Source organism: Sphingobacterium sp. HMA12, from assembly GCF_002933815.1.
Lineage (GTDB): Bacteria > Bacteroidota > Bacteroidia > Sphingobacteriales > Sphingobacteriaceae > Sphingobacterium.
Map to the genome: position 1 here is coordinate 2316680 of NZ_BEYR01000001.1, position 21750 is coordinate 2338429.

Here is a 21750-nt window from a genome sequence, read left to right on the forward strand (position 1 = left end):
GTCAAAACGCTTTGAAGGACACAGTTTTACCAGCTCACTTATTAACATAACCTGTGGAAAACATGTTGAAAATAAAAAACAACCACTTAAAATCAATACATTAAAAAGTGTTGATAACTTAAGTCGATGTGAATAACCAAAATTCCAGAAATTCAAAATGGCAACATTTATTTTCCATTAAAGACTGCCTTAACATCTCCTTGATCAGACAGGAAAAATCTCAGCTTTAAATCGAAAAACAAATCCCATTTTAAGCATTAAAAATATACTTATATTGTATATTTGTAAAATGACGCACGATTCTTCAACATTAAAGCCCTATAAAGACGCCAATGATGGCAAGAAAAAACAGGTCGCGGATATGTTCAACAATATTTCCCATTCCTACGATTTCTTAAACCACTTCATGTCTTTAGGGATTGATATTATATGGCGCAAGAAAGCCATCAATTCCCTAAAATCCATCAAACCTCAATTAATGCTGGATGTGGCCACCGGAACAGGCGATTTTGCATTGGAGTCGATTAAAATATTGAATCCAAAAAAAATCATTGGGGTTGATATCTCGCAGGGTATGCTTGATGTTGCTAAAAAGAAAATCGCAAACAAAGGGTTGGAAAATCAATTTGAAGTACAATTAGGCGATTCGGAGAGGCTTCAATTTGATGACAATACTTTTGACGCCGTGACTGTAGCATTTGGTGTACGTAATTTTGAGAACTTAGAAAAGGGACTGTCTGATATCTACCGAGTATTAAAACCCGGCGGTAAAGCCGTTATTTTGGAGTTTTCAAATCCTAAAAAATTTCCAATAAAACAGCTCTATAATTTTTACTTCAAATATGTAACACCGACTATTGGAAAATTCTTTTCAAAAGATGCCAGTGCTTACGAATATTTACCCGAATCTGTTGCTCAGTTTCCCGATGGACAGAAATTTGTTGCTATAAATAAAAAGGCTGGCTTTGACCAAACGATTGTAAAGCCCCAAACGTTTGGTATCTGTACGATTTATATCGCTACAAAATAAGCCACTAAACGATTCCACGACTACATTTTAGCATGAAAAGAGGGTCAATATCGAGTTTTAATATTTCAACTAGTTAACATATATGACAAAGACAGTTTTCATCACAGGAGCAAGTTCAGGTATCGGTCAGGCCTGTGCTGAAGTATTGGCGAAGGCAGGCTACAATCTTTTACTTTGTGCCCGCAGACTGAATCGTCTGGATGAATTGAAGGAAAAACTGAGTTCAACCTATCCCCATATTAAAATTCATACCTTTGAATTAGACGTCAGAGATTCGGAGCAGGTCCAGAATCAAATAGATGGTTTGCCGCATGAATGGAAAAAAATCCATGTGTTGATTAATAATGCTGGACTTAGTCAGGGGCTGGATCCTATTCAGGATGGGGATATAGGTGACTGGGACAGAATGATCGATACCAACATCAAGGGCTTGCTTTATGTGAGCAAAGCAGTTATCCCACTCATGGATACTGAAAATGGGGCACATATTGTCAATTTAGGATCTATAGCCGGAAAAGAGGTTTATCCGAATGGTAATGTGTACTGTGCGACAAAACATGCCGTCGACGCATTAACAAAAGCAATGCGTATCGACCTGCTTTCCAAAGGTATAAAAGTTAGTTCCATTGATCCCGGAATGGTCGAAACAGAGTTCTCCGAAGTTCGTTTTCACGGCGACAAGGAACGGGCAAAAAACGTCTATGCAGGCGTACAACCCCTAACCGGAACCGACATTGCTGAAACAATACTTTTTGTCATTACCAGACCAGCGCACGTGAATATCAACGATCTATTAATAATGCCCACGGCTCAGGCTACGGGCACGATTGTCAATCGAAAATAATTTAAACATCATGTCATTAGAAACACAAATAAATCAAGACATTAAAGCGGCAATGATTGCAAAAGACACAGCAACATTGCGTGGATTACGTGCCATAAAAGCGGCGATTCTTCTTGCTAAAACTGAAAAAGGCCATGCAGAAGAGCTGAATCAGGAAGCTGAAATCAAAGTTTTACAAAAACTAGTAAAACAACGCCGTGAATCTGCCGAAATCTATAAGAATCAAAATCGTGAAGATCTTTACCAAATTGAGGTAGAAGAGGAAAAAGTAATCGAAGCTTACCTTCCTAAACAAATGAGCAGAGAGGAAGTAGAATCTGTTATTAAAGCAATTATCGCAGAGACCGGGGCTTCATCCATTAAGGAAATGGGAAAAGTAATGGGTGCTGCCAATCAAAAATTAGCCGGACAAGCCGACGGAAAAACAATCTCTGAGGTGGTAAAAAGTCTATTGGCATAATCATCCTATTAAAATAACATCAATCGAGTTACCAACCAATCGCTCCTGCTTAGGGTCGGTAACTCGATTTGTCTCTCTTGATTAACCATCATGGAATATAATTGGAAACTTAAGAATTTTGACGAGCTGACGAACCGGGAACTGTACCGCCTTCTAAAATTGCGTACGGAGGTTTTTGTACTGGAACAAGAATGTCTATATCCTGAACTGGATGATAAAGATTATGTCTGCCTACATCTTTGGGCGGAAAAGGATGGAGAAATTGTCGCATATACCCGTTTGGTTCCAGCTGGAATTTCATACCCACAAGCTTCGATAGGCCGTGTAATTGTTGTGAAGGAGGCACGAGGAACAGGCCTAAGTCAGTTGCTGATGCATAAATCTATCGCGGCTACTTTAGAAGCGTTCGGACCGCAGGAGATTCAAATCGGCGCCCAATTTCACTTAAAGTCATTCTATGAGAAATTTGGGTTTGAACAAAATTCTGAACCTTATCCTGACTATGGGATTCTCCACATAGACATGACTAAATCAGTTCTTAAATAAATTATATTTATGAATAACATTGTAATCATTACCGCCGCATTATTGGGCGCTTTGGCCATTATATTAGGTGCATTTGGAGCCCATGCATTCAAAAAAATTCTATCAGCTGAAAAGCTGGATTCGTTCGAGGTAGGCGTTCGATATCAAATGTATGCAGCCATCACGCTATTGGTTCTTGGGCTAAACCTATCCTTTGATTATCAGTCCGAACGGGTAGCTTGTTACCTAATTATCGCAGGCACATTCTTGTTTTCAGGAAGTATTTATTTTCTTTCCTTTGCGGAGTATTGGAAAAAAAATCTAAAGTTTCTTGGCCCTATCACTCCTTTAGGGGGATTACTCATGATAATGGGCTGGATTGCAATTATGATTCGTTTTTTATAACTTTGTATGATCTGATGGCAATGATGTCTGCCTTGAACCGCCTTAATAAGCTGATGACGTCTACTTTTAGTATAAAAACAACAAATTTTATATGAGTAGATTTATGGCTATTAAAACTTCAAATCAAACAACGCAAAACAAGTTTTATTTTCTTTTCAAATGGCTGATTACCTGTTGTACTGTTGGCTTTAGCGTTGGGTCAATCTGCGCATTCTTTCTTTTTTCGCTGAATTGGGTCACCACATATAGAGAAAACAATTTCTGGATCATCTACGGATTACCTCTTGCGGGGCTGATCATTGCTTTATCCTATCAGCGTTGGGGTAATCCTTCCAGTAAAGGGAACAACCTCCTGATTGAAGAATACCTTTATCCACAGCGTCGAATACCGCTCGTCATGGCACCACTTGTCCTATTCGGAACTTTGCTCACCCATCTGTTTGGGGGATCAGCCGGACGTGAGGGAACGGCGGTCCAGATTGGCGGTGCAATATCCGACCAGCTGAACCGTTGGTTTAATTTCGACAAAACCGAACGTCGTATCTTGATATCTATCGGTATTACAGCAGGTTTTGCCGCCGTCTTTGGCACCCCACTTGCGGGTACTATCTTTGGTCTTGAGGTTCTGCTCATTGGCAAAAAAAGATATTTTGGGCTACTCCCCTGCATGCTCACAGCCTATATCGCAAACCTTAGTTGCCAGTTGTGGAATATTCCACATACACATTATCCTATACATGATAGTATACCCGCATTATCTTTAAGCAACATCGGCCTTAGCCTGATTGCCGGAATTTTATTCGGCGCGGCAGCCTGGTTGTTTACCTTGACGGGAGAATTCTTCAGTGCCCAATTTAAAAAGATCAAATTCCCTCTGCTCAGACCGGTGATCGGTGGTATCATCATTGTAATTACGGTGGTACTGCTAAAAAGCACAAAATATATAGGCCTGGGTATTCCAATGATCCAGGAGGCTTTTAACAATCCTTCGGATTATTATGATTTCCTCATCAAATTGGTATTAACCACATTTACGCTTTCTGCCGGTTTTAAAGGCGGGGAAGTGACCCCATTGTTTTTTATTGGGGCTACGCTTGGGAGTGCGCTGAGCACCATTATCCCACTCCCTTTGGGTCTACTGGCCGCCATGGGCTTTGTTGCCGTATTCTCCGGCGCCACAAACACGCCACTTGCTTGTATCATTATGGGCTATGAGCTTTTTGGTTTTCAACCTGTTGTTTTTATAGCAATTGCTTGCATAGCCGCATTTATATTTTCTGGAAAAAAAGGAATTTATGTCGCTCAAAAAGGGGGAATTAAAGAAAAATTGTATCGACGATTGAATTTGTAACTCAGATCATAAAAAAAGCATAAAATCATGGACTGATTTTATGCTTTTCATCGCTATTTTTTTCAAACAGGCTTACAATAATTTGCCCTGCAAGAAGAATGCTGCAACGGTAAAATAGATAATCAAGCCGGAGACATCAACCAAAGTGGCCACAAAAGGTGCCGATGCCGTGGCTGGGTCCAAACCAAATCGACGTAGAATAAATGGAATAAATGAACCCGACAAAGTTCCCCATAACACGATAAACACCAAAGATACCGCCACAGTAAGACCGATTGCAATCCAATAAGGGCCATAGTCATATAGACCAAGAAAATGCCAGGCCAATATCCTAAGGAAGCCAATAGTACCTAATATACCGCCTAAAATCAATCCCGAAGAAACTTCTCTTTTCATTACATACCACCAGTCTTTGAGTTTCAATTCACCCAAGGCCATCGCACGAATAATAAGTGATGCAGCCTGCGAACCCGAATTTCCACCACTGGAAATAATCAGGGGAACAAATAGTGCCAATACAACCGCCTTTTCCAGTTCCCCTTCAAAGAAACCCATGGCAGAAGCGGTAAGCATCTCACTGAAAAACAATATAATAAGCCATCCGGCCCGCTTTTGTACCAATTGAAGTAATGGTGTCTTGGTATAAGCCAGATCCAACTCTTCCATCCCTCCAAATCGTTGAATATCTTCTGTGTCACGGTCTTCGATCCGATCCAACACATCATCAAATGTCACAATACCAACCAATACACCCGCCTCGGTAACGATAGGCAAGGCACTTCGGTCGTATTTTTGAAAGATTTCGAAAGCCTCCTCCATCGGAGTCGAAGCTTTAATTGCTGCAAAATTATAGTCAATTAGATCCGAAATCTTTGTGGAACCATCAGACAATAATAATTGACCGATCTTCAAATCATCAATCAAGACATTCTTTTCATCAACGACATAAATGAAATTGAGTGTCTCAGCCTTTCTGCCGAAGACTTTAATGTGCCGAAAAACATCATCCACTGTATAATAGGGACGTACCTGTACATACATGGGTGTCATTAATCGGGCGATACTATCCTCTTTATATCCGATCAACTCCAGCGCCATCTGTTTTTCACGCTCGTTCAAAAGATTGATTAAATATTTGATCAGATCATCCGGTAGCTCAGAAAGCAACTCGTTTCGCGTATCCGGCTTTAGATTATTCAGCAATTCGGACAATTCCTGCTCGGTCATTGATTTAATCAACGTGTATTGGACATCTACTTCCAAAAATGAAAAGATTTCCAATCTATCCTCTAGCGGATAGCCCATAAAATATTGATGTTGCTCACCTTTAGTTAGACGCGATATTTCTTCCGCAATATCGGCTGGGTGCAATGCTGAATTTTGTTCCATTGGAAGAAAATTTTAATGGATTTAGCGCAAAAGTAGCTTATTTTGTATGATATTCAATCATCTACAAAAGTATTTTTTAAGGAAGAAAGACTCTGCCATGTATAAAAAGAGACTGCTGACCGCTTTTACTTTATGATTAAGATACAAAAAGAGTGCAGATTTTACAAAATCTTAAAAATTAATTAATCCGGGAGCAAGCTCTACAGCATCTCTATTCGGTCGGAATAAACGGGCTGTCAACGTTCCTTCCAATTTTATTTCTCCTTGATTTACTTTTAACCAACTACCTTCCCGTAGCCCGATTACGGGTTGTGAATTAAATTGATGAAATTCCTGAATACGGGTTTCCCGTGTTTCTCCTTTATGGGTCGAATTCATGTCCGGATCCAAAAAATGTGGATTAATATTAAAAGGGAGAAATCCCAAAGCATCAAAACTAGGTGGATAAACAATAGGCATATCGTTTGTTGTACCAATGGTCAATCCAGCCAAATTGGATCCAGCGGAAGTACCTACATAGGGAGTTCCTTTGCTTACTTGGACGCGCAATTGATGTACAAGATCCAAATCATACAATGTCTTCAACAACAAGAATGTATTACCACCACCGACAAAGATTGCTTTTGCTTCCTGAATGGCCTTTTTCTTGTTCTGAAATTCATGCAATCCGGTAACTTTTATATTTTGATCATCGAGAGCCTCCTGAACTTTGGCCGTATACGCATCAAACGATATTCCGGATGGTCTAGCGAAGGGAATAAACAGCAACACATCGGAAGCGATAAATTTCACAAAATCTTCTTTAATGTAGTCAAGAAATCCGCTACCATGAATAGTGCTTGTGCTTACGACCAATAAATTATAGATTGGATTGATCACCATATCTTATTTCTTCAAATTATATAACAAAAAAATGTACCTTTTACTTCGTTTGGAACGAAGCCAAAGGTACATTTTTACTTTCTGATTCTTTATTTTTTATCAGCAGACTTTTTCTCCGCACTCCATCTTTTATTTTCTTGCAGCGCTCTATGTAAAAGATATTCGATCTGCCCGTTAACACTCCTAAACTCATCTGCAGCCCATTTTTCCAATGCTTTGTACATTTGATCGTCAAGCCGCAACATAAAGTTCTTTTTATCTGCCATTTCATTCAGTTTATTGGTACAAAGTACCGGTATTTACAATTGGCGTTGCAGCTTTTTCTCCACAAAGTACCACCATTAGATTGCTGACCATAGCCGCTTTTTTCTCGTTGTCCAATTCTACGATATCTTTTTCAGATAGCTTTTTGAGTGCCATTTCGACCATTCCCACAGCACCGTCCACAATTTTAGAGCGCGCGGCAACAATGGCCGCAGCTTGTTGTCGTTGTAGCATCGCACCGGCAATTTCGGATGCATAAGCCAAATGGCTGATTCTCGCCTCTTTAATAATTACTCCTGCAGGTGCAAGACGATCAGCAAGTTCCTGCTCAAGGATATGATTCACCGTATCGCCGCCTTCACGCAAAGTGATCTCTGCTCCCTCATCCTCCAGGTTATCATAAGGAAAACTTCCCGCAAGATGCCGTACTGCTGCTTCACTCTGCGTACGTACATAGGAGGTATAGTTACTGACATCATAAGCAGCTTTATAGGTATCCCCTACCTGCCATACGATAACAGCTCCGATCTCAATAGGATTGCCCATCTTATCGTTTACCTTTAATGTCTGTCCTTGCAGATTGTCGGAACGTAAACTGATCTTGATTGTAGAATACAGCGGATTGACAAAAAACAAACCGTTCTCTTTTACAGTCCCCACATATCGACCAAAGAAATTCAAAACACGTGAATGATTTGGATTAATAATCATTAATCCCTTCAGGATAAAAAATGTTCCGATCATCAGGATGACGCCAAGTACAACATACAGCGAACTTTCGTCGACGTTGGCAAATGAAAATATGGCAGCTATAAAAGAAGCTACCGCAATTAATAAGGCTAAATAGCCCGACATAGGTTTAATCAATTTTTCCATAATTTGTTAATATATATTTGATATCATTTTAATATCATAAATATAGCAAAAAATAGTTCTTATTTCAAAGCCAAAATTTTTATTATTATTTTTGATTATGCTCAAAAGATCTTTTTTGCCACTTGTGAATGCCAATACCAAAACGCTTATCCTCGGATCTTTACCGGGTGACAGATCATTGGAGCAAAATGAATATTATGCACATCCGCAAAATCGTTTTTGGAAAGTGATCAGACATTTGTTTAACAGTCCAAATACGACAGCCTATATTGACAAAGTAAATCTGCTACTTAACAACGGCATTGGTCTATGGGATGTCTGTGCCGAAGCATCCCGTCCGGGCAGTATGGATTTGGCCATCAAAGATGAAAGTCCCAATCCAATCATCGCCCTTCTGGAGGCACATCCGGGAATCAAACTCGTAGTCTTTAATGGGCAAAAAGCGTATAAATTATATGCAAAGTATTTTGAGGAAAAAGAGAACATACGCTACCTATGCCTCCCCAGTACAAGTCCTGCAAATGCAAAAACAAACCTCGAACAACTCGTCATGCATTGGCGTACGATCATAAGTGATTAAATTACATAAATAAGGTTCGTTAATTCAGCGCTATTGTTTATTTTTGCGCTAAGATGTCAGATTTAAAATACAATCAACGAGGTGTATCCGCTGGAAAAGAGGATGTGCACAATGCGATAAAAAATATCGACAAGGGTCTGTTTCCCAAAGCATTCTGTAAAATCATTCCCGATATTTTGGGGGGAGATCAGGACTGGTGCAATATAATGCATGCTGATGGTGCTGGCACCAAGTCTTCTCTAGCCTATGTCTATTGGAAAGAAACTGGGGATATTTCGGTTTGGAAAGGTATTGCACAAGACGCAATCATTATGAATATAGACGACTTACTCTGTGTTGGGGCGATCGATAATATTCTACTGTCCTCTACAATCGGCAGAAACAAAAATCTTATTCCTGGAGAAGTTATTGCAGAAATCATCAATGGTACAGAAGAAATATTGGCTGAACTTCGGGATTTGGGTATCGGTATTTATTCTACCGGGGGCGAAACTGCTGACGTTGGTGATCTGGTACGCACAATCATAGTCGATAGTACGGTTACATGTCGGATGAAGCGGGAAGATGTGATTTCAAATCACCGGATTAAAGGGGGCAACGTAATCGTAGGCTTGGCTTCTAATGGAAAAGCAAGTTATGAAAAAGCTTATAATGGCGGTATGGGCTCCAATGGCTTAACCTCAGCACGTCATGACGTCTTTAACAAAAAAGTAGCGGAAAAATATCCGGAGGCTTATGATCCAGCTGTCCCTTACGAACTTGTTTTTGCGGGAAGTCAGGATTTAACCAATGGCATCACAGTGGAAACAGGCGAAACAGTTCCTGCGGGTAAACTTGTCCTTTCACCCACACGTACCTACGCCCCTGTCATCAAAAATATTTTAGATAAGTACCGTTCTCAGATTGATGGAATGGTGCATTGTTCAGGTGGAGCGCAGACTAAAGTGTTGCACTTTGTGGACAATGTACATGTCATTAAAGACAATCTTTTCCCAATTCCACCACTCTTTGAATTGATACAGAAAGAATCCAATACAGATTGGAAGGAGATGTACAAAGTATTCAATATGGGACACCGGATGGAATTGTATGTACCTGAAGCGATCGCTGCAGATATCATTGCCATTTCGGTGTCATTCGGAATTCCGGCGCAAATTATCGGTCGTGTAGAAGACGCCGCATCTAAAAAAGTAACGATTACATCTCCTTTTGGAGAATTTATTTACGAATAAAATATGTATGCACCAATCTACGCGATAAAGATTGGTGCATTTATTCCTTTTGGTATCAATGAAAGAAAAACTTCTCGTGGGCTGGAAAGAAACCCTGGATTTACCTGAATTAGGAATATTTGGCATAGAGGCAAAAGTCGATACTGGCGCTGCTTCCTCGGTTTTGCATTGTAACTCCTATAAAATCGTCAATGAAGATGGTCAGGACTGGATCCATTGCGAACTCATTACCAATTTCGAAACAGAAGAAACCAAAGTTTTAAAATTGAAGCTTTACAAATCAAAACTGGTCAAGAGTTCGTTTGGCCAGGAGGAAAAGCGTTATTATATCCGAACTACGGCAAAACTATACGACCAGGTTTTCAATATCAAGATTTCATTTCGAAATCGTTCCAAAATGACTTACCCGATGCTTTTAGGAAAGAATTTTCTCTATCGAAGATTCTTGGTCGACGTCTCCAAAGAAAATCTCTCCTTGAAGTCCCCGTCAAAATAAAAACAAATAGCAAAGCTATTTTGTTATCTTAGCACAAAAATATATTCAATATACAAACCGTGAAAATTGCCGTATTATCGACAGTAAAGAGTTTATACTCAACTCGTCGTCTCGTAGAAGCTGCACAACAAAGAGGACACGAATGTGTTGTCATAGACCACAGTAAGTGTTACGTTGGCATTCAACAAGGTAACCCCAGTATTCATTACAAAGGACAGGATCTCAGTGGTATTGACGCTATTATTCCCCGAATAGGCGCTTCGGTCACCTTTTATGGTTCGGCTATTGTCAGACAATTTGAGGTGATGGATGTCATTTCCGCAAATCCGAGTCAAGCCATTACCAGATCCAGGGATAAATTGAGATGCTTACAGATTTTGTCCGGTGCCGGCATTGGCCTTCCAATTACGGGATTTGCACGTACGGCCTCTGATGTTGACGATCTGATCAGTATGGTGGGCGGCGCTCCTTTGGTGATTAAACTATTGGAAGGTACACAGGGGATTGGTGTTGTTTTAGCAGAAACCAAGAAAGCGGCATCATCTGTTATAGAGGCTTTCTACGGCCTCGGAAACAACATTTTGATCCAAGAGTTTATCAAAGAGTCGAAAGGTTCTGACATCCGAGCTTTTGTGGTTGACGGCAAAGTTGTCGGGGCAATGAAACGTACGGCTAAAGAAGGGGAATTTCGCTCAAACATACACCGGGGCGGAACGGCTCAGATAATACGCCTAAGCAAGGCAGAAAGAGAAACCGCTATTGCCGCTGCCGCTCAATTGGGGCTTACCGTTTGTGGCGTGGATATGATTCCCTCGGACCGTGGTCCTTTAGTTCTTGAAGTAAATTCCTCCCCTGGGTTGGAGGGTATAGAAAAAGCCACCAAAAAGGACATTGCTTCTGAAATCATTCAATACATCGAAAGACAATATGAATTGAAACAGGCACAAATGCCAAAAGTGGTAAAGAAAAAGAAAAAGAGAGAAAGCAAATTATAAAATTACCGAGTTAAAAGTTAAAAGGGTTTTCAATAGCGATTGAAAACCCTTTTAACTTTTAAAGAAGCTAGATTCAATGAAATAAAGATTTCCAATACTTCCTAAATTCAGCTACCGTTGAGTCCAAATTTTACTTATCTTAGGTTAAATTATGAATTAATGAAAAGATTTAGCCATCTTCTATTCGCTTTCGTACTCGTACTAGCTTCATTTTCAAGGTCATTTAGCCAAACACCCATTCAAAAAACAGCATCGCCAACTTGGCTCCGGCCCATTACAAAAAAAGCCGTAAAGCCAAATCTGGATGATATTAGTGATGGATATTACTATGAGTTAATCGAAAATCAAATAAACTTAGCTGCCCAAACAAAATATTATAGAGACATAAAAGTATTGTTCGATCAAAGTGGAATCGAAAACCTGGGACAGGTTCAGGTAACCTTTGATCCGCATTTCCAAAAACTTCAATTACATGAGTTGAAGATCATTCGCAACGGGAAAGATATTGACTTACTGTCGCAGGCAAAATTCAACCTCCTTGCATCCGAAACAGAGCTTTCGAGGTCTATCTACAACGGAAGTCAGATGGCCCATTATGTCCTGGAAGATTTACGTAAAGACGATAAGATCGTATTTGCCTATTCCATAATAGGTGCAAATCCCGTATTTGAACATAAATTTTTCGATACCTATTACTTACAGGGATATGAACCTACTGGTTTGGTCCATCTCAATTATATTGTACCTAACGGTCGCAAACTTCAATTCAAAAGTTTCAATGGTGCACCTGAGGTACAGCAACAATCCATGGGAAATACAACAAATTTCTTCTGGGAGCTTACTGAGGACAAAACAGTTCAATTCGAAAATTATAGTCCGGCCTGGTACAGCCCTTTAAAATATATCCAATGCTCAGAGTTCAATACCTGGCAGGACGTTGATCAATGGAACCGCAGGATTAATCCCATACCACAGCTAGTTCCTTCAAGTACACTTCAAACTTTTGTCAATCAACTGTGGAAAGAGTCAAACGGGCAGCCCTATAACTACTTAAAAAAGGCCTGTGACTTTGTACAAAACGAAATACGTTATATGGGCATTGAGATGGGAGAATATTCACACCGGGCAAATGTTCCGGAAAAAGTATTTTCGCAGCGCTATGGCGATTGTAAAGATAAATCGATGTTGCTCGCAACAATACTCAAAAATAAGAACATCGACGTAGGACTGGTATTAGCCAATACGTATAAGGACCGAGGGCTTCAGGAAGAGCTCCCCTCACCTTATGCTTTCAACCACATGGTTGTTGAAGTTAATATCGGAGGACGTTACCAATATATTGATCCGACCATAATCAATCAAGGCGGAGATATCAAAAACAGATATTTCCCCGCTTATGGAAAAGTGCTCTCGACCATGGGCAATGGAAAGCTTGCCGATGTACCACAACATATTGTAGGAAATATTAAAGTCAAGGAAACATTGACGCTAGAAGGCAAATTTGAAGCGACCCTTGATGTCAAAACAGTCTATTTCGGAAATGAAGCGGACAATATGCGTACTTATTTTCAAGGTAGTGCCAAAAACGATATACAGAAGCAATACCTGGAGTATTATGCGAAGACCTATCCTAAAATCAATAAAATTAGCCCTATACAATTTAAAGATGATATTGAGAACAATCGTGTAGAGGTCACCGAAAAATACAAAATCAAAAACATCGGAAAAGCAGAAAACGGATCTTCCAAAAAGTATATTTCCTTGTTGGGCACAAATATAAATGATAAGCTGCCCGAAATTATGGAGGACCGTATTGCCCCACTGAGCCTGCCGTTCCCTACCGATATCGAATATGAGATCGACGTTGTTAACAAAGGAAAAAATGCATTTGGCAACCATAAAGATAATCGTTATTTTGAGCGTAACGCCTATGTATTCGGAAAAACATTGGAAATAAAGCCAGATAGTATTAAGATTGCTTATACCTTAGGTTTTCACGAACCTTATGTTGAACAAAAAGACCTTCAACAGTATTATACAGATTTTGCCGATCGTGAGAATATCTTTTTCAATGGTTTTTATCTGGACGCCGACGGATATGTAACAGATGGAATAACTAATCTGGGCACACCGACATCAGCGAAGGAGATTAATTGGTTTACCCTAATCCTATTCATTGTCCTGGTGCCAGCTGTCATCTGGTATATTGTTAAAAAGTATAATAAGAGCAAACCATTTATCATCAAACCCTATGACGAAATTTATCACGATCAGATCGGCGGATGGATGATTGTACTGCTTATTGTACTTTTTATAAATATATTGACCTTATCCAGTATGTTTTTCTTCCAACAGTCCTTTTTTAATTTAAATACTTGGCAAGCGGCAGATCAGTTAGAAGGTATTTCACCCATTTTATACAAAATTTTGCTGCTAACGGAAATAATCGGTAATGTATTGATACTGGCTGGTTTGATTTATAGCTGTATCTTATTGATCAAGAAAAGGGACATTTTCGCACAGACCTTCTTTATGGTTGCACTATTTATGGCCATATTTTGTACTATTGATGGAATTGCATCCTATTTTATGTTCAAAAGTTATTTAGATGAACCAGGCGATCTATTCACACACTATCGAGATACTCTAAAAGCGATTTTCTTTTTCTGTATTTGGGGAACTTATGTATTTAACTCTGAACGTATCAAAGGCACCTGTCTTCGGACATATCAGAACGATGACAGTATTCAAAGGGCTGTGACAACGCATCCCTTTGATCAAGATTTCCTAAACCCCTATCCGATACAACAAGAACAAGATACAGAAATTACATCCGCGGATTATAAAACACAAAGAAATGAATTAGATGACAAGCAGTCTGAAGGCAATCAAACTAAAAACTAGATATTATTTTTCAATAAAAAAGGGTTTTGCATGATATCATGCAAAACCCTTTTTTTTGAAATTTTTGATTATTTCATCTTCATAACCATATTGTCGGCACCCTCAGTAGAGACCTTTGCTTGGCCAGATTTGTTTTTAGTCGATTTGTAGTGAACGTGATTTTTGAAACCTTCAATTTGAACGGTTTCAAGAGACCCAATATTAACCATATTGTCTGCGCCCTCTATCGTAACAGTCGACACGTCATTTCCCGTTACGGTATTGCCTTTACCTTCAATAATAACTTTACTAACATTACCACGTATTACCACCTTATTATCGGCACCTTCAATTTGGATTGTCTCTCCTCCCTTGGCCTCTATTGTCCGGCTGTTGCCTACACCCTCAATTGATATAACTTTTCCCTGTAGATCCGACACAGTTTTTATAGGAGCTTTGTAACCTGGCCCTTTAGCCATAACCATACCTCCAAATAACAGAAGTGAAAATCCAAATGCGATCGTTCTTATTTTCATAATTGTATGTTTATAAACCACTATACAAAAATCAAACCTAATATTGAGTGAGAATGGTTATTACATATAGTTTGATAATTTCAGTTGTTTAAAAGAGGCTATAAAGCCTCCGACAAATAAAATACGATGAGCAGCCCCTCGTTATGCGTTCAAATATCGTCCAAAAAAGACTACAGTGATCTAACAGGAAACCCAAGTGACAATAAAAAAAGGAGCCTTTTGGGCTCCTTTAATATCTCTAACAAATTGACAGCGGATTAAAAACTCTATTTTACTGCGTCTACAACTGCTTTGAAAGCTTCTGGGTTATTTAAAGCTAAGTCAGCTAAAACCTTACGGTTCAAACCAATGTTTTTAGCGTTTAATTTACCGATCAATTGGGAATAAGAAATTCCGTGTTGACGAGCTCCAGCGTTGATACGTTGAATCCATAAAGCTCTAAACTCGCGTTTTTTGGTTTTACGATCGCGGTAAGCGTATTGTAAACCTTTTTCTACTGTATTTTTAGCAATAGTATAAACTTTGCTACGTGATCCAAAGTAACCTTTTGCAAGGCCTAGGATTTTTTTGCGTCTTCTTCTTGAAGCTACTGCGTTAACCGAACGTGGCATATTTTTAAAATTAGTTTGGTAAAAGGTGCCATGTATTTCAATGAACTTACGACCCTGTACCCGGTTAAAAAATTATTATTAAATAAAATCGAATAAAACTTATTTACCGATAGCAAGCATACGTTTAACGTTGCCCATATCGCCATCAGATACATAACTTGTTTGTGTTAAGTTACGTTTACGTTTTGTGCTCTTTTTTGTCAAGATGTGGCTTTTGAAAGCGTTTTTTCTTGCAATTTTACCTGTTCCAGTCAATTTGAAACGTTTCTTTGCGCTGGAATTGGTTTTAACTTTTGGCATAATACTTATAAATTTTATATCAATCTGTTAGAATTCTTATTATTTTTTAGGAGCCTTTGGGGCTACTGTTAAAAACATACGTTTTCCTTCTAATTTTGGTAAAAGTTCTACTTTACCGTAATCTTCTAGTGCCTGAGCGAAGCGTAACAACAAGATCTCACCTTGATCTTTGTGTACGATAGCACGACCTTTGAAGTGTACGTACGCACGCACTTTCTCACCACTTTCAAGAAACTTAATCGCATGTTTCAATTTGAAATCAAAATCATGTTCACCAGAGTTAGGTCCGAAACGAATCTCTTTGATAACAGTCTGTTTTGCATTAGCTTTGATTTCCTTTTGTTTCTTCTTCTGTTCGTAAACAAACTTACTGTAGTCGATAATCTTACAAACCGGCGGTACAGCATTTGGCGAAATCTCCACTAAATCAAGTTCCAACTCATCAGCCAACTCTAACGCTTTGCGTGTAGGGTAAACTCCTTGTTCCACATTATCTCCTACCAAACGTACCTCAGGTACCTTGATTAACTCATTAATGCGGTGATCTGGTTCTTTCTTTCTCATTGGTGGTCTTGGACCACCGGGTCTTTTTAATGCCAAATGTTTAAAAATTAAACGGTTATTTCCTTAATTAATATATCTCTAAATTCGTCAGCAGTCATAGTTCCTAATTCTACTGAGCCATGTTTACGTACAGAAACTGTGCCATTTTCCACCTCTTTTTCCCCTACAATTAACATATAAGGAAGCTTTTTCACTTCGGCGTCTCTGATTTTTCTGCCCACCTTCTCGTCACGTAAGTCTATCAGTCCGCGAATATCGGAATTATTTAGCGAATTCAAAACATTTTGCGCATATTCTTCGTATTTTTCTGACACTGGCAAGACGATAAATTGCTCAGGCGCAAGCCATAACGGAAATTGTCCCGCACAGTGTTCGATCAATACGGCTACAAAACGCTCCAAAGATCCAAATGGCGCACGGTGAATCATCACTGGACGATGCTTCATATTATCACTACCAGTATACTCTAATTCAAAACGTTCCGGCAAATTGTAATCAACTTGAATAGTACCCAACTGCCATTTACGTCCCAGCGCATCCTTAACCATGAAGTCCAATTTCGGGCCATAGAAAGCAGCTTCACCATACTCCACGACAGTCGGCAAACCTTTTTCTTCAGCGGCTTCAATAATCGCCGATTCGGCTAAAGCCCAATTTTCATCAGTACCGATATATTTAGTACGGTTTTCAGGATCACGCAACGACACCTGTGCAGTATAGTCATGAAATCCCAAAGCGCCAAATACATAAAGAACGAGATCAATTACTTTCTTAAACTCATCTTTTACCTGATCCGGGCGGCAGAATAAGTGCGCATCATCTTGCGTAAACCCACGTACACGTGTTAACCCATGCAACTCACCGGATTGCTCATAACGATACACTGTACCAAATTCGGCAAAACGAACCGGTAAATCTTTATACGAACGCGGCTTTACCTTATAGATCTCACAGTGATGCGGACAGTTCATCGGTTTCAACAAAAACTCTTCACCTTCAATAGGTGTTTTGATCGGTTGAAAGGAATCCGCACCGTATTTTTCATAGTGACCAGAAGTCACATACAGTTGTTTATGCCCGATATGTGGCGTTACCACTGGCTCATATCCAGATTTCAACTGTGCCTTTTGCAAGAAATCAATCAGTTTTTGACGTAGTGCAGCACCTTTTGGTAACCATAAAGGCAATCCAGCACCCACTTTTTCAGAAAATGCAAAAAGCTCCAGTTCCTTACCTAATTTGCGGTGGTCGCGTTTCTTTGCTTCTTCAATGAACTTTAAATATTCGGTAAGCTCTGATGCTTTCGGAAAAGTTACACCATAGATACGTGTCAATTGTTTCCGGGATTCATCACCCCGCCAATATGCACCAGCAACATTAGTCAGTTTTATGGCTTTGATAAATCCGGTATTCGGAATATGTGGTCCACGGCATAAATCTGTAAAATCACCTTGGGTATAAAAAGTAATCTTTCCATCTTCCAGATCCTTGATCAGATCCAGCTTATACTCATCCCCTTTTTCGGTAAAATAGGCTAAAGCATCCGATTTAGAAACGGCTTTACGTTCAAAGGTTTCTTTGCGTTTGGCAAGTTCTAACATTTTGTCCTCGATAGCCTTAAAGTCATCCGAAGAGAATTCGCGATCACCAAAATCAACATCGTAGTAAAAACCTGTTTCGATTGCCGGCCCAATACCGAATTTAATTCCCGGATACAATGTTTCCAGCGCCTCAGCAAGTAAGTGAGCCGAAGAATGCCAAAAAGTAGATTTTCCTTTTGTATCATTCCAGGTCAACAACTTGACGCTAGCGTCTTCTTCAATAGCACGGGCAGAATCCCATACTTCACCATTCACCTCAGCAGCAAGAACATTTCTCGCTAACCCTTCAGAAATTGACAAAGCAATTTCTGCTGCAGTGATTCCTTTTTGATATTCTCTAACGGAACCATCAGGTAGTGTAATTTTAATCATTTACAACTATGATCTTTATATTGTTAAAAAATAGAAAACACAAAACAACATGTACAATTATGTTATTACACTTATGTTTTCAATAAATAAATTGTGAAACAAATTTAGCAAAATTTCTGGTAATAAACAGTTTTTTTATGATCTCTTGTCCCTTTTTCAGCAATCCTTCATCTGGTAACACCGGATTCAAAAAAGAAAACAAAAAGCAGCGCTCTCACAAAAAACTCCAAAATTACCGTTCAATTTTCAATCCCACAAAAATGACATGAATTCCACCGAAAACAACAGTTTAAATTGAGCATATCATTAATATTTACTACTTTTGCAGACTCAAATTTTAACTATGTCGAATCAAGTACCAGAAGACGGAACACGATTACCTTTGATGGAAGAGTTCTACACCATCCAGGGGGAAGGTTACCACACCGGGACTGCTGCTTATTTCATCAGATTGGGTGGTTGTGATGTAGGCTGCCATTGGTGCGATGTAAAAGAAAGCTGGGATGCGTCTATCCATCCGCTTACAGCGGCAGATTCAATTATCGAAAATGCCAAGAAATATCCCGCTAAAACAGTTGTTATTACAGGTGGAGAGCCACTGATCTATAATTTGGATTACCTTACCAAGGGTCTGCATGCTGCCGGAATAAAAACTTTTATCGAAACATCCGGAGCATATCCTCTAAGTGGAGAATGGGACTGGATCTGCCTGTCTCCAAAAAAATTCAAAGCACCGAGAAAAGATGTACTTGATGCAGCCGGGGAACTCAAAGTGATCGTTTTCAATAAAAGCGATTTTGCCTGGGGAGAAGAATATGCACAATTGGTCGGCCCGAATTGCAAATTATACCTTCAGCCGGAATGGTCAAAATCCAAAGAAATGACCCCGTCCATTATTGACTACGTCAAAGAAAATCCGAAATGGGACATCTCCCTACAGACGCACAAGTTCCTGAATATTCCTTAAAAGGACATAAAAATTATGATTACAAAAAAAGCATTCAATCTATTGACATTGAATGCTTTTTTTGTGATGACCGACAGCTGTTTATTTCAACAAAATCTAAATCATTTCACATATTCTTTTATAAATGCATCGAATTCAAGCGTTTTTGTTTCCTCTCCTTCCTTATCCCGCACCAGAACTTTACCAGCACTGTCTACATCCAAAAATAATAGGTTAGGCTGAACAATAATTTTTCCATGCTCATCCAATAATCCTATTTTTCCTTCTTCTGAAAACATCAAATAATTATTCAAAAACTTACTTATGTTTTCCTTTTTATCCAGCAAAACCTTCCCTTCTTGAGTAACGAGTCCAAAACTTCCATCTTTCTGAAAAATAGCCAATCTTTCCGTTGCCGGAGTGAGCCAATCGAACCCTGTTTTGTTTACTTTATTCCCCATTTTATCCAATAGCCAGAAGTAATTATCCTTATCTGAAACGATGGCAGTCTGGTCATTAAAATAAGCCAAGGAAAAAAGTGAACAGGACAGCACTTCCTGCCCCGTTGTGCTCTTTATCCCATAATATTCATCATTTGTTTCCTTATCTTTCACCATGACCCACTTAAGCGATCTATCCAAAGGAAAAGTATCTTCAAATAAACTCACATCTTCTCCATTCTCTGAAGTACTATCACCTGAAATATCAACAACTTTAATATCCTGAGGTAATCGGAAATCCTTTGCGCCCGACACGTTAGACACTTTAGTTGTCTCGAAACCTAAATCAGCATTTGCACCTAAAGACAATTTTAGCACAGCCCCGGGAAGATCATTAACAAACGAAAAAGCGGTCATATAATAAGTTGGTACCGCTTCCGAATACCAAACGGTTGCTTCCGCCGAATCTGTTTGATTTTTGATAAATAATTTTGCTTTTTTACAGGTCACTCCAGCTACATTTTCAATCTCACCTAAATCCTGCATCCATACATAGGGACCTTCAGATTCTTTCAATTTATTGCTCACAATTTTATAGGACGGGTGATAAGATTCTGCCGTGACAATATCGTCTCCTGCTGAAAAAGAGTATGTTTTTGCCAATTTTCTATTCAAAATAGCATGTTCCTTTTGATTGATCACGGCAGAAGAATAATCGGCATCGGCTAAGATCTCAACATTCTTATAAGCCATCTTTCCCTTTAGAAAAGGCTCATAAAACTCTTTCGCAAATTCAGGAATCTCATTTTCAAATTTTTCAGGAGAAATCTCCCCTTTAAACACCAATTCCATCTGCCATTGCTTATCCTGCCCATGTACTACAGGGATGGACAAGCCGAACAACAACGCTACTTTGAATAAATTCTGCATAAGAATGATAAATATGTAGCTAAATAACAAAAGATAGACCAAAAAGCCTATCCTTCCATTATATTTTTTATTTATTTGTTTTTTATTCCGCTATTTTTTGAAAAAGGGTAAAAAAAAGGAATACACCTACATGAAATGAAAACTATAATAATACCGTTTGTTGCGTTTTCACAGCTTCATCGCAAGCGAGCGCTATGCGTAAACTATTGATGGCGTCTTCCATGGAAGAAGACAGGTCAAGGTCCGCTAAGATCGCCTGCTGAAAGAAGCGCTGCTCCCTGTTACACAATTCCTGATGATCTGGTTCGTCAGACAAGTTTATCCATTCATCTTCTTTGGTAAATTCATTACGCTCATCTAAATCAGCATAATGTACTCGTAAACTTTCTGTTTGCGTATGCGCTGCGACCGAATCCGATTTGCCTTCGTCACTAGCTTTGTCGGCAACAATGGACACTGAGCCCCGGGGACCGAAAACGTCTTTTACAAAAAAAGCATTTTGGCTCACCATAGGACCCCATCCCGCTTCATACCAACCGACAGACCCGTCCTCAAAATGCAACTGGAGCTGACCATAATTATAGTTCCATGCCGGAATATCCTCAGTGAGTCGGGCACCTATCGCCGAAACACGTACCGGCTTAACACCCGCCATCTGACACATCACATCAATGTAGTGAACACCACAGTCAACAATTGGACTCAGACTTGACATCAGATTGCGGTGAACATTCCACATGTAACCATGGCTTTGTTGATTGAGGTTCATCCGCATGACCAAAGGTTTTCCCATGGTCTTTGCGATCTCTATAAACTTAATCCACGAAGGGTGGTAACGCAGAATATATCCCACCACCAGTTTTTTACCATATTTTATGGCTGCATCCACGACTTCTTCGGCTGAGGTTACATCCTCCGCCAAGGGCTTCTCAATGAAAACATGAGCGCCTGACTCGAAAGCCTTAATCGCGTAGTCCCTATGGGTATCCGGATAGGTCGCAATACAGACAGCGTCAGGTTTTGTTTGTTCCAATGCGGACTCGTAGGATTCAAACAACGGGTATTCGGAACCTAATTCGGCATTAAGTTTACTTTTGCTATCTCCTCGAGCAACCAAACCGACGATCTCAAATCCATCTAGATCATGATAAGCTTTGGCATGAGAAGCACCCATATTACCACAGCCCACCACCAATATTCTAATAACTTGCATCAATTATTCGTTTAAACAAATTTCT

Annotated in this window: 23 protein-coding genes and 1 riboswitch; of the genes, 12 read left to right on the forward strand and 11 right to left on the reverse strand. The window is 39.5% G+C overall.

All coding sequences use genetic code 11. The annotated features are described in order from the left end of the window. The first annotated feature begins 289 nt into the window (after nt 1-289). The 6 genes from ubiE to HMAT_RS09960 all read left to right on the forward strand — a co-directional run bounded on the left by ubiE (nt 290) and on the right by HMAT_RS09960 (nt 4615). A complete protein-coding gene (gene ubiE, locus HMAT_RS09935; protein WP_104382557.1) occupies nt 290-1030 on the forward strand; it encodes a bifunctional demethylmenaquinone methyltransferase/2-methoxy-6-polyprenyl-1,4-benzoquinol methylase UbiE in 741 nt (246 codons plus the stop codon). An 82-nt stretch (nt 1031-1112) separates the two neighbouring features. Continuing rightward, on the forward strand, nt 1113-1874 hold the full coding sequence (locus HMAT_RS09940; RefSeq protein WP_104382558.1) for an SDR family oxidoreductase: 762 nt from the start codon (nt 1113-1115) through the stop codon (nt 1872-1874). Between the two features lie 10 nt (nt 1875-1884). Beyond that, entirely contained in the window at nt 1885-2334 is a 450-nt protein-coding gene (locus HMAT_RS09945; protein WP_104382559.1) for a GatB/YqeY domain-containing protein, read from the forward strand. A gap of 90 nt (nt 2335-2424) precedes the next feature. After that, a complete protein-coding gene (locus HMAT_RS09950; RefSeq protein WP_199768584.1) occupies nt 2425-2880 on the forward strand; it encodes a GNAT family N-acetyltransferase in 456 nt (151 codons plus the stop codon). Between the two features lie 9 nt (nt 2881-2889). Next, nucleotides 2890-3264 (forward strand): DUF423 domain-containing protein, encoded by a 375-nt coding sequence (locus HMAT_RS09955; RefSeq protein WP_104382561.1) that lies wholly within the window; start codon nt 2890-2892, stop codon nt 3262-3264. Nucleotides 3265-3271: 7 nt separating this feature from the next. Beyond that, nucleotides 3272-3334: riboswitch (Fluoride riboswitch) on the forward strand. Nucleotides 3335-3355: 21 nt separating this feature from the next. Next, nucleotides 3356-4615, forward strand: a complete 1260-nt coding sequence (locus HMAT_RS09960) for a chloride channel protein (protein WP_233789170.1) — start codon at nt 3356-3358, stop codon at nt 4613-4615. 72 nt (nt 4616-4687) lie between these two features. On the opposite strand, the gene mgtE is transcribed toward HMAT_RS09960, so the two are convergent. The 4 genes from mgtE to HMAT_RS09980 form a co-directional block, all read right to left on the reverse strand. Further along, nucleotides 4688-6004, reverse strand: a complete 1317-nt coding sequence (gene mgtE / locus HMAT_RS09965) for a magnesium transporter (protein ID WP_104382563.1) — start codon at nt 6002-6004, stop codon at nt 4688-4690. 171 nt (nt 6005-6175) lie between these two features. Then, nucleotides 6176-6886 (reverse strand): dipeptidase PepE, encoded by a 711-nt coding sequence (gene pepE / locus HMAT_RS09970; protein WP_104382564.1) that lies wholly within the window; start codon nt 6884-6886, stop codon nt 6176-6178. A gap of 89 nt (nt 6887-6975) precedes the next feature. After that, complete coding sequence (locus HMAT_RS09975; RefSeq protein ID WP_104382565.1) at nt 6976-7152, reverse strand: Arc family DNA binding domain-containing protein; 177 nt, start codon at nt 7150-7152, stop codon at nt 6976-6978. A gap of 10 nt (nt 7153-7162) precedes the next feature. Next, entirely contained in the window at nt 7163-8026 is an 864-nt protein-coding gene (locus tag HMAT_RS09980) for an SPFH domain-containing protein (protein ID WP_104382566.1), read from the reverse strand. A 97-nt stretch (nt 8027-8123) separates the two neighbouring features. Here HMAT_RS09980 and HMAT_RS09985 point away from each other — a divergent pair, with 97 nt between their 5' ends. The 5 genes from HMAT_RS09985 (at nt 8124) to HMAT_RS10005 (ending at nt 14233) form a co-directional block, all read left to right on the forward strand. Continuing rightward, entirely contained in the window at nt 8124-8606 is a 483-nt protein-coding gene (locus tag HMAT_RS09985) for a DNA-deoxyinosine glycosylase (RefSeq protein WP_104382567.1), read from the forward strand. A 53-nt stretch (nt 8607-8659) separates the two neighbouring features. Continuing rightward, nucleotides 8660-9838 carry an AIR synthase related protein gene (locus HMAT_RS09990; protein WP_104382568.1) on the forward strand — a complete coding sequence of 393 codons (1179 nt, stop codon included), beginning with the start codon at nt 8660-8662 and terminating at the stop codon, nt 9836-9838. Between the two features lie 58 nt (nt 9839-9896). Then, a complete protein-coding gene (locus tag HMAT_RS09995) occupies nt 9897-10334 on the forward strand; it encodes a RimK/LysX family protein (protein ID WP_104382569.1) in 438 nt (145 codons plus the stop codon). A gap of 59 nt (nt 10335-10393) precedes the next feature. Next, entirely contained in the window at nt 10394-11329 is a 936-nt protein-coding gene (rimK, locus tag HMAT_RS10000; RefSeq protein WP_104382570.1) for a 30S ribosomal protein S6--L-glutamate ligase, read from the forward strand. A 159-nt stretch (nt 11330-11488) separates the two neighbouring features. Continuing rightward, nucleotides 11489-14233 carry a DUF3857 domain-containing protein gene (locus HMAT_RS10005; protein ID WP_104382571.1) on the forward strand — a complete coding sequence of 915 codons (2745 nt, stop codon included), beginning with the start codon at nt 11489-11491 and terminating at the stop codon, nt 14231-14233. 68 nt (nt 14234-14301) lie between these two features. Here HMAT_RS10005 and HMAT_RS10010 read toward each other — a convergent pair whose 3' ends face one another. The 5 genes from HMAT_RS10010 to thrS all read right to left on the reverse strand — a co-directional run bounded on the left by HMAT_RS10010 (nt 14302) and on the right by thrS (nt 18196). Then, nucleotides 14302-14748: a DUF3060 domain-containing protein gene (locus tag HMAT_RS10010; RefSeq protein WP_199768585.1), complete on the reverse strand. Its 447-nt coding sequence runs from the start codon at nt 14746-14748 to the stop codon at nt 14302-14304. 266 nt (nt 14749-15014) lie between these two features. Further along, entirely contained in the window at nt 15015-15359 is a 345-nt protein-coding gene (gene rplT / locus HMAT_RS10015; RefSeq protein WP_046674462.1) for a 50S ribosomal protein L20, read from the reverse strand. 99 nt (nt 15360-15458) lie between these two features. Further along, entirely contained in the window at nt 15459-15659 is a 201-nt protein-coding gene (rpmI, locus tag HMAT_RS10020) for a 50S ribosomal protein L35 (RefSeq protein ID WP_002993964.1), read from the reverse strand. Between the two features lie 39 nt (nt 15660-15698). Continuing rightward, nucleotides 15699-16259 (reverse strand): translation initiation factor IF-3, encoded by a 561-nt coding sequence (gene infC / locus HMAT_RS10025; protein WP_077435368.1) that lies wholly within the window; start codon nt 16257-16259, stop codon nt 15699-15701. Nucleotides 16260-16270: 11 nt separating this feature from the next. Continuing rightward, entirely contained in the window at nt 16271-18196 is a 1926-nt protein-coding gene (thrS, locus tag HMAT_RS10030; RefSeq protein ID WP_104382572.1) for a threonine--tRNA ligase, read from the reverse strand. Between the two features lie 343 nt (nt 18197-18539). Here thrS and HMAT_RS10035 point away from each other — a divergent pair, with 343 nt between their 5' ends. Beyond that, nucleotides 18540-19163: a 7-carboxy-7-deazaguanine synthase QueE gene (locus tag HMAT_RS10035; protein ID WP_104382573.1), complete on the forward strand. Its 624-nt coding sequence runs from the start codon at nt 18540-18542 to the stop codon at nt 19161-19163. A gap of 101 nt (nt 19164-19264) precedes the next feature. On the opposite strand, the gene HMAT_RS10040 is transcribed toward HMAT_RS10035, so the two are convergent. Both HMAT_RS10040 and HMAT_RS10045 read right to left on the reverse strand, forming a co-directional pair. Beyond that, nucleotides 19265-20512 carry a hypothetical protein gene (locus HMAT_RS10040; RefSeq protein WP_104382574.1) on the reverse strand — a complete coding sequence of 416 codons (1248 nt, stop codon included), beginning with the start codon at nt 20510-20512 and terminating at the stop codon, nt 19265-19267. Between the two features lie 142 nt (nt 20513-20654). Further along, entirely contained in the window at nt 20655-21725 is a 1071-nt protein-coding gene (locus tag HMAT_RS10045; RefSeq protein WP_104382575.1) for a Gfo/Idh/MocA family protein, read from the reverse strand. Nucleotides 21726-21750: the final 25 nt, after the last annotated feature.